The sequence below is a fragment of the Sphingomonas sp. YR710 genome (assembly GCF_900101455.1).
In the GTDB taxonomy this organism is placed as follows: Bacteria; Pseudomonadota; Alphaproteobacteria; order Sphingomonadales; family Sphingomonadaceae; genus Rhizorhabdus.
In genome coordinates, this window is record NZ_FMZJ01000018.1 from 18,660 (window position 1) to 30,959 (window position 12,300).

The window sequence follows — 12,300 nt, forward strand, 5'->3', positions numbered from 1 at the left end:
TTGTTGATGCGTGGATCCTGAAACAAGTTCAGGATGACGAATGAAAGATGGTCAGGCCTCGCTCACCCCGTCCGCGCCATCACCCATCTTACCTCAATCCCATCGTCCGGCACCGGGCCGGTGATCACGAGCTGCCGCGTGGGAATCGGCCGGCCGCGCGGATCGATCCACAGGCTGTCCTCGATCGAAACTTCGCCGCCGATCGCGCGGAAACGCCACAAAGCGCCCTCCATGACGCGCAGCACCGCACCGCTGCCGTCGGCGGTTGCCGATATGTCGACGCCGGGGGCCAAGTGAAAACGGATCGCATAATCGATCGCCTGCTGGCGTCGGCGGCGGCCTTCGGGAATCAGCGCATCCTCGCCGCGAATCTCGCGGCCATCGGGCGTGAGTATGATCTGCCGGCGATGCGCGAAGCCGAAGCGGCGGACATAGCCGTCGTGGCGCATATCGATGCGGCTGCCATGGATATCTTCGTAGCGCTCCTGCTCGACCTGGGTGACGCCCTTGCCCAGCGATCCGTCGGGATGCACCGCCGTCGAATTCGAATCGGCGAGAACCAAAGTCGAATGGGCCGCCGTACTGCGCAGCGCGTTGGCAAGATCGGGATTGAGCGCATTGTTCGCGCCCCGGCCACCCCCGCAATTGACGATCAGGCGGTAAGGGCCGTCCGATACTTCGATCGCCAGGGTCGACGCGCAGGCGCCTTTGGCGAAACGCGAAATCGGCGGCGGTGCGCTATCGACGATGATCCGCGTGTGGCCCATCGACAGCCGCTGATAACCCCAGTCGAGCGACTGGCGGAGCGGGCGGGCGCGAATGCCGGCCGCGGCGACCACCGCATCGATCCGGCCGCCATCCAGCGGCGCATCGCCCTGCCAGCTCGACAGGCCGCCATCGCCCATCGTCAGCCCCGTCAACGCCGGAACCGCCCGCTGGAGAGCATCCATGATCGCGGGTGCGACCCGCTGCGCGCGCATCTCGTAAAATTTGCGTAAGCTCGCGAGCAGGCCGATCAGGTCCATCTGCTCGGCCGGCGATCGGCTGACCAGCCCGCCATCGGCATGTAACGCGGCCTTCAACGCGCGTTCGAGCCCCTTTTCGCCATGGATCTGGCGCAGCTCGCCGCCGGGAATCAGCAGGCCCGCCGCCACCACGCCGATCCAGGCGGCCACCCGTGGCAGGCCGGGCGCGGCCTTGTCGGCACCGCGATCGAGATGGCGCGCGCCGCGGGCAAGCGCGTTGAGTACGCCGGTGCGCATCTCGTCCGACGACATGATCAATGGCGCGTGGCTGCCCCAGAACAGCAGCCGCCGGCCCCACAGATCGGGGCGCCAGGCCGCCTCGTGCACCTGCCGGCCGAAAGCGTCGAGCCAGCGGCGCGTGAGCCGTTCGGCAATCGGCGCCACGCGCTGGCGCGGGCCCGCCGCCGAAAGATCGCGAAGCCATGCGAAACTCTGCAGATGATCGCTGAACGCCGGCGAGATCGCTGCCATGCGGAAGTCGTAGGTCTCGATCGCGACGCTTTCGCCGCACCAGACGATCTCGCCGTCGAGCATCGCGCCGCCCGCGCGGACCATCCCCTCGATCGGATCGTCGGGCACGCCGAACAGTTTGAGCGGATAGCGCCCGCGCAGCCGCAGCTGATGGAGCGGGGTGCGCCACGCGAGTTCATGGAAGCGCGTCGAGAAACGTTCGGCCAGCGAGTGACTCTTGTCACCCTCAACGCGGATCAGCCGCTTGCCCGGCACGACCCCATCAAAAGAGTCGGGCGGGCTCCCCTCGCTCACCCTTCGACCGGTCCCGCCCGGAGTCCCGCGATATTATCGGCATAGGCGCCTGGCCCGCCCCGAAAGGTGGCGGTGCCGGCGACCAGCACATTGGCGCCGGCCGCGATCACCCGCGGCGCCGTTGCCTTGTCGACTCCGCCATCGACCTGCAGATCGATCGGCTTGCCGAGCTTATCGATCATCTTGCGGATCGCCTCGATCTTGCGGAGCTGGCTCTCGATGAAGCTCTGCCCGCCAAAGCCGGGATTGACGCTCATCACCAGCACCAGATCGATCTCTTCGAGGATATAATCGAGCGTCTTGGCCGGCGTGGCCGGGTTCAGCGACACGCCGGCCTTCTTGCCGAGCGCCTTGATCCGCTGGACGGTGCGGTGGAGATGCGGCCCCGCCTCCTGATGGACGGTGATGATGTCCGATCCCGCCGCCGCGAAATCATCGAGAAACGGATCGACCGGCGCGATCATCAGGTGAACGTCGAAGATCTTGGCCGTATGCGGGCGCAGCGCCTTCACGACCGCGGGGCCGATCGTGATGTTCGGCACGAAATGGCCGTCCATCACGTCGACATGAATCCAGTCCGCCCCCGCTTCATCGATCGCGCGCACCTCCTCGCCCAGCCGGGCAAAATCGGCGGACAGGATCGAGGGCGCGATAAGAACGGGATGAGTCATGGTCCCTCGCGGATAGCTTTCCGCTTCATCGGGAGCAAGGGGAGCGTCAGTCTTACGTCACGGTCGCGAATGACGGCCGGCCCCACCCCAACCCCTCCCCTGAAGGGGAGGGGCTTGCAAGTGGCTGGCATACCGAGAAAAGCCCCTACCCTTCAGGGGAGGGGTTGGGGTGGGGCCTACGAACCAACACTGCCGTCGCAGCATCTCATCCCCGCCGGAACCGCGCCACGAAAAACCCGTCTGCCCCGCCGCGATCGGCCAAAGTCCCGGGCTTCACGCGCACGCGGCCTACCTTGTCGGGCGTGAACCCGGCGGGCAGTTCCTCGGTCGCCACCGGATCGATTCGCCAGTCGGCATGGCGTGCGACAAAGCCTTTCGCGATCTGTTCCCCTTCATCCGCTTCCAGCGAGCACACCGCGTAGATCAACACGCCATCGGGCGCGACAAGACTTGCCGCATGATCGATCAACACCGCCTGCTGCTCGGCAAGCCCGGCGATGGCGCGATCGGTCGCGCGGTGGAGCACATCGGGATGCCGGCGAAAAATGCCCGTCGCCGAACAAGGCGCGTCGAGCAGCACCGCATCATATGGTGCGCCGTCAGCGAAACTGGCCGCATCGCCGGTGCGGACATCTGCCGCCAGCTTCGTGCGTTCGAGATTTTCGGCAAGGCGCTCGAGCCGATGATCGGACAGATCGACGGCGGTCACTTGCCAGCCATTGCCCGCAAGCTGCATCGTCTTACCACCCGGCGCCGCACAGAGATCGAGCGCGCGGCGCTCCGCCCCTGCCCCAAGCAGCCGTGCGGGAATCGATGCCGCGATATCCTGCACCCACCACAGACCGTCATCATAGCCGGGCAGATCGACGACCCGCCGCCCGTTCGCGATGCGGACATGGCCGCGCGCGAGGCTCTCGCCCTCCAAAGCCGCCGCCCATTCGGCTGTGTCGATGCCGGCCCGCAAGCTGAGGTCGACCGGCGGCGGTGCAGCGATCGACAGGCGCGCAGCCTCGGCGGCCTCCTTGCCCCAGGCCGAGGCCCAGCGCTTAGCGACCGGATCGGGCAGATGCGGCGGCGAGGGCAGCACCGCATCCTTCATCACGGTCGTAAACACGCCATGCGCAAGCTTGCGCGGTCCGCCATCGAGCAAGGGCAGCACCGTCGCGATCGCGGCATGATGCTGTGTGTTCATCGCCAGCGCCTGGACGAGCGCGATCCGCAGCACGAAGCGCGCCTTGGCGTCATGCGGCAATGGCTTTTCGGTCGCACCGTCGATCAGCGCATCAAGATCGGGCAGGTGCCGCAACACCTCCGCCGCGATCGCATGCGCGAAGCCACGATCGTCGGCGCGATCGAGTTCGCTGCACGCGGCATCCATCGCCTGTTCGAGCGGCAGGCCGCGGCGCAGCACGGCATCGAGCAGCTTGAGGGCAGCGCGGCGTGTGGCCACGCCGGCGGGTTCGGGAACGGTCATGCGCGCGGGTGTAGGGGATTGGCGGCGGGGGGAGAATGGGGAAAGTGGGGGTGTCGGGTGTGGGGGTGATGCGGTATGGCTGGATTGGGGCCGCTTCCGGACTGACGGTTTTGAGACGGTGATGCGGCGGAAGCTGCCGTTCCGAACCGGTGTGGGAGCAAATGGCCGCTTCCGTGCGATCGCAGTCCCGTACTGACCGGTGAAGTGTTCGGTCCTTGTGCGGTTATGCGCGAAAGAGCCAACGCGCTCGGCGCCTAGAGGGAAAGGTGTTGTCAGTCTAATGTGGTCCCGCACGCAATCGCGCCGTGCCCGGCGACAGGCCTATTGCGGGACCGTGAGCTTTTCGAGGCCGTCATAGTGCAGCGGCGCTACGGCTTTGATCATCTCCAGCAGATAGGTCACGTTCTTCTGCGTTTCGGAGACAAGTGCCGGATCGAAACCCTTGCCAGTCGAATGGGAGAGATCATTCGCGAACTTATAGATCGCGGTTTTCTTGTGCGAATCAAAGTCGGTCGCCTCGAGCTTGGCGTATAGCGAGGCTTCGTAGGGCCGGTGGAAATCGAGGAAAGTTTCGAGCACTTTCCGGGCGACGTTGGGAATATGATAGGACGCGAGGATCGTCCCATCCGACTTGAAGCCGTGCAGCAGCTTGAACAGGAAGCAATATTCGGTCGGATGGTTGAGCAGCAGCGCGTCGAGCGGCTCGAGCGAGGCGTCACGGCATACATCCGCCTCGGCGCAGACGATCATGAAATAGGCTTTGTCGGTCTTTTTGAAGTTCTGGACCCAGTTAAGCAGCAATTTGAGGAAATCGAAATTGTGGGTGAGGATGAAGACCTGCTTGGCGTCCTTGACCGCATTCTTGAGGAAGGCGAACGCCTGATAGATCGATGCCGCGTCGAGGCTTGATATCGGGTCGTCGATGACGACGACGCCCTCCTTGATGTTGAAATCTTGGTCTCCCAGCTGCACGATGAAATAAAGGAAGGCGATCGCGGTCTTCTCGCCTTCAGACAGGCGCTTGGCCGGCTTGCCGCGTCGTTGCACGTGGTAGCCCTCAGCACCGGACTCGAAGCGCAAATCGGTCCGGCCCAGGAATATCTTGAGCTTATCGGTGAGCGCGGCACCGCCGGCGTGCTTGCTTGAAACCTTAGCCTGCTTCGCCTCGAACGAATCCTTGAGCGCCTGCAAGCCGCGCGGATCGGGCAGGTCCTCGGCGCCATCAGTTAGCTTGGTCCCGATGGTTTTCTGTACGGCGATCTGCGCGTCGAGGTCGCGCACCTGATCGACGATGGTGGACAAGTAGTGGCGCTGGAGCTGGGTGCGCGCCTCGGCCTTGGCGCGTTCAAACCCCTCGCTCTTGCGGTTCTGGCGTTCGATCACCGCCGCCAGGGTCGCCAGCGCCGCGGTCAACGGCTGTGGGTCGATAGCGATATCGCGCGCATAGGCGGTTGCGCGGTTCAGCAGCTTTTCGTCCAGCACCGCGCTGGCGGCGTCGACCTGGTCGACGAGCGCGGTGCGGCAGCGTTCCGCTGTCTCCATCGCACTCTCGTAGTCTGCGCGAAGCTCGGCATAGAGCGCGTTCTTCGCCGGGAAGACCAATGCGGCGAAGGCCTCGGAAAGGTTGCGCGCGATCCGCGCAGTTTGCTCGATGTCCGCCTTCAGCCGCTGGTCCTCGACCCCGAAATGCTCGGCGAGCGCCGCCATCCGCGCTGCTGGGAGCGGCTGGGCGCAGAATTCGCAATGATCGGAATTGCGCGCGCGATGGAGCGTGACGCCTTCCTCGACCCATCGCGCGATGATCGGCTCCTCAACGAGGCGACGCAGCGCACCCGCCTGTGCCGTGCGCGCGAGCAAGGCGACGATTTCGGCGGGCAAGGCGATGGCGACATCGGCGAACGGCCGCGCCGGGTCGCCCGGCTGCAAAGGCAGCACGGGCACGGTGACGGATTCGAGCTGCTCCTGATGGACGGTCGCGCGATGGGCCTGAAGTTGCGCGTCCGTGAGCGGCGAGAGATCGCGCTCTTTGGCGAAGTCCGCCTCGGCGTTTGGCTTGCGGTAGCTGCGCAGCGTGCTGCCGCTGGTCGCCTCGCCGATCGTCTTGGCGATCGCGGAGAAGATCCTTCCCTTGTCGGCGTCGAGCTTCTCTGCGGCCTTTTCGGCCGCCGCGATCGCGCGCGATCGCTCGTCATGGGTCGCCCGCTCGGCCGCAGCTTCCTCGGCGAGCGCCTTGTTCTCCTCGCCAATGATCAGGATATGGCGAAGCGGACCGTGGAACTGGCCGATATTGGCCTCAACATAATCGGCATTGAAAGTGCGGACCTTGCGCCCATAATGCTGGCCGGCGCTCAGCGTGCCGGATTGGCTCTCGATAGTGTATTCGAGGTCGGCATGGTCGGTGTGGGCGCCGGCTTCCAGAACCGCGAACAGGCGCGACAGTGTCGTCTTGCCCGAACCATTCTCGCCATAGATGATGTTGTAGCGCGCAAAGGCTGGCAGGTCGGCAGGCGCGGTGAAGTCGCCGAACACGCCGAGCCCCTTGATCCGCTTGATCGCGGTCAACACGAGGCGGCCTCCTGCTTGGCCAGGAAATTCTTCCACGAAGGAAGAACGAAGGGCTGGCCGTGGTCGATCGGCACGCGCATCGACGTCTCGCCATATTCCCCCGGGGCCCCAAGTGCGATGACGAAGCGCGATTGGTGAGTGGCGGGCTCGTCCTCGGCCGGCAGATCGTAGCGTTCGGGCAGGCGACGATAGACCTTAGTCTGGTAGATCCAGATGTCATTCCCGCGCAGCATCACCATCAGTTGGCGGATGCGCCGCCGAATGGCGATCTGATCGGAGGGCGGGATGTCCACCAATATATCGCGCCGGGACCAGGTGAGCCCGGTGAGAAGGTCGACCAGCTCCTGCGCGTAACCGCCGGTCTCCTCGGTCAACGGTATCTCGATCACGCAAGCGAGATCGTGCGCGCTGGCGGCTTCGTCGTAGACCTTGCCCTCGTCCGATGTCGCCTGGGCATAGTCCCAATCATGGCGCGGGATGAGCTGGTCCTTGTCCTCGAACAGGGGCGACCGATCGACCTCAGAGTTCGCCCCGGCGGCCGGGGGCGCCAGAAGCGTCGCGGCGAGCACGTCGCGATGGACGCCGAACAGCTTGGCGATGCGGTCGAGCAGCACCACCGAAATCGGCGCGTTCTCATTCTCGATCTTACGCAGCATGCGCACGCTGACGGCGATCGCGTTCGCGAATTCCTTTTGCGTCGACAGGCGCTCAAGCTGTTCCCTGAGCTGTTTGATCGCAGTTCCGTTCGGAATGACCTTCTTCATTGCATACCCCCGTGTGACGATATTGATGTTTCTCCTGTTACGCCACAATCGCATCGCGCGGGCGGCACGCGACCGGTCGCCGAGCGGCACGGATGCGGCACGGCGGCACGCGCTTACCATTGGCACGAGAGTACCAAGCCGCCGACGCGCCGGGCTGCGCCAACCGACCGTTCGCGCACCCATCGAACCGCTATGTCCTCTTCCGACAACACGAGCGGCGGGAAAGCCTACAATGGCCCTCTGAGAGGGGACGATTTCGCCGAAGGACCTTTCAGACTCAATGGCAGCTTTTAGGATCGGGGGTCCATGACCCGAATTACCGCAATTGGGGCGCACAGCCGCCGCCGCCTCAAAACTTCACCGCCCAGCAAAAGCCGCCCGTCCCCTCACACCACCTGAACATCGAACGCGAACCACGCGCCCTGCCCATGATCATATAATTGCACGACCCGCTCCGTCACCTCGGCGGTGTAGGCGCCCGAAGAACCCCGATCATAGCCCCGCGCCGTCGTGCCATCGATCTCCAGCGTCACGAAAATCCTGTCACCGCTATCGTAGAGTTCGGGAAGCGTGCCGCCGAATTTCACCTGGCGATCGCCGTCGAAGCCCTGCAGATGCTCCCCCCGGCACTCGGCGGCGATCCGCAGATGCCGTGCTGCGGCATGGTCATAGACGCCCGCCACCTTCTTGCCGACGATGAAGGCATGGGCGGCGGCGGCAACCATGGCGCGGGTGTGGGGAAACATTGCTCCACCTGCCACCCCCGCGATCAAAAGATCAAGCCGGTTTCGCGCTGCATGCCTCGCGCCCGGATGGACGGCTTGCGGGATAGCGGTCCGGATATCTGTGCGCAGAACTTGGACGCCGTCCGCACGAACCCCCGCCCTGCATCAATAGCGCTTGAACAAAGAGAACAAAAAGAGTACAATATTCACGCACGCACCGATCGGGCGCCGCGCTCTTTCCATCGTAAAACCAGTCCGGATGCAGCAGCACCCCTCCGCCCTGCCGCATTCGCTCCACCAGGATTATCCTGTAGCGACATCCTTATCCCACAGCGACATTTTTTCTGGAGAAGCGCAAATGCGCTTCTGGGGTAAGGAAATGTCGCTACAGGATAAGAAAAGGGCGGGGAGGGCGGAAAGCGGATGCGCTTTCAGCGCCGCCCGCGCGGATCGAGCGCGCTCACCTTGCGGCGCGTCGTCGGAACCGATGCGGCAATCCCCGCCGACGGCCGACTCGGGCGTACGCCCAACTCAGCCGCCATCTGCTGCAACAGGGCGATCCGGTTCCCCGTATCGGGATGCGTCGAAAACAGGCTGTCGCCAGCGCGCGCCATGCCGGGAACGATATAGAGCGCCGCCGCCGCCGGGTTCCGCTCGGCAACCGGGTTCGGAATATGCGCCGCGCCCTGCGCCAGCTTGGCAAGCGCCGAGGCGAGCGCATGGGGCTTGCCGGAAATTTCGGCGCCAGCACGATCGGCGCCATATTCGCGGCCACGGCTGATCGCCATCTGCACGATCATCGCCGCGAACGGCGCGACCAGCACCGCGAGGATCGTCGCCAGCACGTTACCACCTTCGCGATCGCGATCATGGCCGAAGAACAGCCCGAAATTGGCGAGCATCGAGATCGCGCCGGCGATCGTCGCCGTCATCGTCATGATCAAAGTGTCGCGATTGCGGACATGGCCGAGTTCGTGCGCCATCACGCCTTCGATCTCGTCGCGATCGAGCAGGCCAAGCAGGCCCGTGGTCGCCGCGACCGCCGCATGGGCGGGATCGCGGCCGGTAGCGAATGCGTTCGGGTGCGGACTGTCGATCACAAAGACGCGCGGCATCGGCAGGTTCGCGCGCCGCGCAAGCCCTGCGACCAGCCCGACGAATTCGGGGCATTGCTGCGCATCCACCTCGCGCGCGCCGTGCATGGCGAGAACGATCCGATCGGCATTCCAGAATGTGAAGAGGTTCATCGCTCCGGCCACCAGCAGCGCCACCAGTGCCCCGCCCGATCCGCCGATCGTGAAACCCAACGCCATGAACAGAGCGGTCAATGCCGCCAGCAGCATGGTCGTCCTGAAACCGTTCATCTTGCCTTTGCTCCTCGTGAGCGCAATGTGGGAAACAGAGGCGGATTCTTCAATCATCCGCACGATCAGGAACCCGTCTTATGGCGCAGAAACGCCCCGCCCACGTCAAGCCGCCCGCCCATCTCTCGCCGAGCCCGCCGGTGCCAACGCCGCAGGAGATCGCCCCCGCGCCGGAATCGGGCGGCCGCAACGGCCCCGATCCTACCCGCTATGGCGACTGGGAGAATAAGGGCATCGCCGTCGATTTCTGAGATAACATACCGAATGGTTCAAGCCCTCTCCCGCAAGCGGGCGAAGGCTTAAGGTCGCGGTCGATTTCCGAGCTTATACCAGGTTACAGTGATCGCAACCCTTAAGCCCCTCCCCTGAAGGGGAGGGGTGAATGAGTCTTACTCAATGCAACTTGGTATTATTCCTTAGCGCGCGTCGCATCCGGCATCTGTGGCTTCAGCAGAGCCGCGGTCTCGATGCGATCGAGGGCAACCCGCGCCTGCACATAACGCCGCGCCGAGGCGATCCATGGCTGCGCCACCTGTTGTGCGGGCAGGCGGGCGATTTCGGTCAGCGCACCATCGACATGGCCGGCGCTGAGATCGTCGCGCGCCCGCGCCAGCCGATCGACCGGCGCCGCCGACGGAGTCTCGGCCTTGCGGACCACGATCATCCCGCCGAGTTCGCGGCGGAGCGCATCCCACCAGCTCTCGTCGGGTGCGGCGACGCTGAGTTTCGGGCTGAGCTGATCGAGTTGATCGCGCAGATCCTCGATCGTCACAGGCTGGCGCGAGGCACTGATGATCGTCGCAACCGCCTGCGGCTCGACCCCGCCGAAGCGTTCGCGCAAGATGCCCTCGAGATAGCCGAGCGCGACGCCGCGATCGAGCGCCCGCCGCGCCGCAAAGGTCACCAGCAGCGCCTCGGCATGCGATGCCTCCCCCGATGCCGCACCCAACCGGCTCTCGATATCGTCAACCCGCCGTTCGACGCCGTCGAGCCTTCTGTCGACGATCGTTTCCACCACCGCGGCCGATGACGGCACGACCGGGCGGACGATCACGGGCGGCAGCTCCGGCTTCGGCGCAACGATCAGCGGTGGCTCCGGCCGAACAACCAAAGCGACCGAATCGAAGCGATGGACCAGAAACGCCATGATGCCCATGCCCACCAGCAGGGTCGCGATCAGCGCGAGCACGATCGGCATGATCGGCCGGCGGCGCTGGGCGAGATCCGTTTCGATCGGCATTATCGTTCGCGGCCCCTCATGTTCGACGCTGCCTTACTGGCACAAGCGTGCCGCCGCCGCCAGTAGAGCGATATCGTCGGGCGTATGCGCGGCGATAGCGGCATGCCAGCCATCCCCGGCGGCGGCGAGAATGGCGGGGGCGAGCGCGGCAATCCGGATAGCGCCGCGCGCAATGCTGCCGCGATCGCACAATGCCGCGAAATGACGCGCGGCGCGCGCCGAGTGCAACAACGCAATCGGCGGTTGCGACGGATCGCGCAGGATCGCCTCACGCCAGCCATCCTCCCCGATCGCCACGCTGCGATAGACGATCCTGCGATCGAGCAGGATCGCGGGATGATCGGCATCGCTCAGATCGGCGCCCGCAAGATGCAGCGCGCGACGGATGCCGGCATCGGCGGCGAGCGCGAGGATCGCCATCGCATTGCCGCGCCCGCTGCGGACATCGGCAAAGCCCGCATCGCGCAATGCCGCGGCCGTCGCCCCGCCCACCGCAAACGCGGGCAAGCGACGGTACGTTGCAAGCGCCTTGCCGGCTTGCCGCACGGCATTGGCACTGGTGACGATCAGCGCGTCATAGGAATCGGGATCGGGCGCATCCCATGCGACGGGTTCGATCCGGAAGATCGGCGCGACGATGACCTGCCACCCCTGTTCGGCCGCACGCGCCGCGGTCTGGCTCGCGCCCGGTTCGGGGCGAAGGATCAGGAGCGGCGGAGGCGTCATCCGCCCGTGAACAGCGCCCGCACCGACGGCGATGCCGATGCCAGCAGATTGTGGGCCAGCGCTGCGGCGTCGATGGCAACAGACTCCAGCGCAAGCCGGGCCTCGCCGGCCACGCATTCGCTGCCATCCTCGGCCAGGATTTCCGCTCGCAGCAGCAGGCCATTGCCCGCCTGCGTCGCCAGCGCTGCGACCGGCGAACGGCAATCGGCGCCCAGCGCGGCGAGAAAAGCACGTTCGGCGGCGACGCAGGCATGCGTCGGGGCATGATCGATCAGCGCCAGGATCATCCGTATCTCGCCGCTGTCGACCAGCGTCTCGATGCCGACCGCGCCCTGCGCCGGCGCCGGCAGCATCTCCTCAATCGGAATCGGATGACCGATCGTGCCGCGGCCGAGCCGGTCCAGCCCCGCGCTCGCCAGCAGAGTCGCGTCGGCCTCACCGGCCTCCATCTTGCCCAGCCTCGTGTCGACATTGCCGCGAAACAGCACGATCCGCGCATCGGGCCGCTCGCGCCGCACCTGCGCCGATCGCCGCGGCGACGACGTACCGACCCGCGCGCCCGCCGGCAGATCGGCCAGCGATGCCACGCCGACCAATTTGTCGCGAACATCGGCACGCGGCAGCATCGCCGCGATCGTGAACGCCTCCGGCCGGATCGTCTCGACATCCTTCATCGAATGGACCGCAAAATCGATATCGCCATCGATCAGCGCGCGATCGAGCTCCTTGGTCCACAACGCCTTGCCGCCGACATCGGCGAGCGCGCGATCCTGAATCCTGTCCCCGCTTGTCTTGATGACGACGATCTCGACGGCATCATCCCCCCAGCCATGAACCGCGGCGAGCGCCGCGATCGTCATGCGCGCCTGGGTGAGCGCAAGCGGCGATCCACGGGTGCCGAGCCGCAAGGGACGGGTGAGCTTTGGAATATCGGTCGTCATGATGGCGCTCCATAGGCCATAGGAGCCGCTGAGCGAAAGA

At 65.4% G+C, this 12,300-nt stretch carries 11 protein-coding genes; 1 reads left to right on the plus strand and 10 read right to left on the minus strand.

From position 1 onward, the window contains the following. Window positions 1–62: 62 nt before the first annotated feature. The 7 genes from BLS13_RS17530 to htpX all read right to left on the minus strand — a co-directional run bounded on the left by BLS13_RS17530 (window position 63) and on the right by htpX (window position 9,353). The gene (locus BLS13_RS17530) at window positions 63–1,751 is read right to left on the minus strand and encodes a heparinase II/III family protein (protein WP_256325954.1); all 1,689 of its coding nucleotides are present in this window, start codon (window positions 1,749–1,751) and stop codon (window positions 63–65) included. 35 nt (window positions 1,752–1,786) lie between these two features. Beyond that, on the minus strand, window positions 1,787–2,461 hold the full coding sequence (gene rpe / locus BLS13_RS17535) for a ribulose-phosphate 3-epimerase (RefSeq protein ID WP_093454063.1): 675 nt from the start codon (window positions 2,459–2,461) through the stop codon (window positions 1,787–1,789). A gap of 205 nt (window positions 2,462–2,666) precedes the next feature. Beyond that, window positions 2,667–3,935, minus strand: coding sequence for an RsmB/NOP family class I SAM-dependent RNA methyltransferase (locus BLS13_RS17540; RefSeq protein ID WP_093454064.1), 1,269 nt, complete (start codon window positions 3,933–3,935; stop codon window positions 2,667–2,669). Between the two features lie 321 nt (window positions 3,936–4,256). After that, window positions 4,257–6,500 (minus strand): AAA family ATPase, encoded by a 2,244-nt coding sequence (locus tag BLS13_RS17545; protein WP_093454066.1) that lies wholly within the window; start codon window positions 6,498–6,500, stop codon window positions 4,257–4,259. Continuing rightward, entirely contained in the window at window positions 6,494–7,264 is a 771-nt protein-coding gene (locus BLS13_RS17550) for a helix-turn-helix transcriptional regulator (RefSeq protein WP_093454067.1), read from the minus strand. The genes BLS13_RS17545 and BLS13_RS17550 overlap by 7 nt, the downstream gene beginning before the upstream one ends. 386 nt (window positions 7,265–7,650) lie before the next feature. After that, window positions 7,651–8,010: a hypothetical protein gene (locus BLS13_RS17555; RefSeq protein ID WP_093454069.1), complete on the minus strand. Its 360-nt coding sequence runs from the start codon at window positions 8,008–8,010 to the stop codon at window positions 7,651–7,653. A 410-nt stretch (window positions 8,011–8,420) separates the two neighbouring features. Beyond that, window positions 8,421–9,353 (minus strand): zinc metalloprotease HtpX, encoded by a 933-nt coding sequence (gene htpX, locus BLS13_RS17560; protein ID WP_093454070.1) that lies wholly within the window; start codon window positions 9,351–9,353, stop codon window positions 8,421–8,423. Window positions 9,354–9,433: 80 nt separating this feature from the next. Here htpX and BLS13_RS17565 point away from each other — a divergent pair, with 80 nt between their 5' ends. After that, window positions 9,434–9,604, plus strand: a complete 171-nt coding sequence (locus tag BLS13_RS17565) for a DUF1674 domain-containing protein (RefSeq protein WP_093454072.1) — start codon at window positions 9,434–9,436, stop codon at window positions 9,602–9,604. Between the two features lie 158 nt (window positions 9,605–9,762). On the opposite strand, the gene BLS13_RS17570 is transcribed toward BLS13_RS17565, so the two are convergent. The 3 genes from BLS13_RS17570 to hemC are packed head-to-tail and all read right to left on the minus strand — an operon-like array spanning window position 9,763 to window position 12,260. Further along, window positions 9,763–10,593, minus strand: a complete 831-nt coding sequence (locus tag BLS13_RS17570) for a hypothetical protein (RefSeq protein ID WP_093454073.1) — start codon at window positions 10,591–10,593, stop codon at window positions 9,763–9,765. Window positions 10,594–10,626: 33 nt separating this feature from the next. Next, a complete protein-coding gene (locus tag BLS13_RS17575; protein WP_093454075.1) occupies window positions 10,627–11,319 on the minus strand; it encodes a uroporphyrinogen-III synthase in 693 nt (230 codons plus the stop codon). Then, window positions 11,316–12,260 (minus strand): hydroxymethylbilane synthase, encoded by a 945-nt coding sequence (hemC, locus tag BLS13_RS17580; RefSeq protein ID WP_093454141.1) that lies wholly within the window; start codon window positions 12,258–12,260, stop codon window positions 11,316–11,318. Before hemC ends, BLS13_RS17575 begins: the two co-directional genes overlap by 4 nt. Window positions 12,261–12,300 lie beyond the last annotated feature (40 nt).

Coding starts and splice junctions, on each gene's coding strand:
- rpe (WP_093454063.1), bottom strand. CDS start 2,461: ATGACTCATCCCGTTCTTATCGCGCCCTCGATCCTGTCCGCCGATTTT.
- BLS13_RS17540 (WP_093454064.1), bottom strand. CDS start 3,935: ATGACCGTTCCCGAACCCGCCGGCGTGGCCACACGCCGCGCTGCCCTC.
- BLS13_RS17550 (WP_093454067.1), bottom strand. CDS start 7,264: ATGAAGAAGGTCATTCCGAACGGAACTGCGATCAAACAGCTCAGGGAA.
- BLS13_RS17555 (WP_093454069.1), bottom strand. CDS start 8,010: ATGTTTCCCCACACCCGCGCCATGGTTGCCGCCGCCGCCCATGCCTTC.
- htpX (WP_093454070.1), bottom strand. CDS start 9,353: ATGAACGGTTTCAGGACGACCATGCTGCTGGCGGCATTGACCGCTCTG.
- BLS13_RS17565 (WP_093454072.1), top strand. CDS start 9,434: ATGGCGCAGAAACGCCCCGCCCACGTCAAGCCGCCCGCCCATCTCTCG.
- BLS13_RS17570 (WP_093454073.1), bottom strand. CDS start 10,593: ATGCCGATCGAAACGGATCTCGCCCAGCGCCGCCGGCCGATCATGCCG.
- BLS13_RS17575 (WP_093454075.1), bottom strand. CDS start 11,319: ATGACGCCTCCGCCGCTCCTGATCCTTCGCCCCGAACCGGGCGCGAGC.
- hemC (WP_093454141.1), bottom strand. CDS start 12,260: ATGACGACCGATATTCCAAAGCTCACCCGTCCCTTGCGGCTCGGCACC.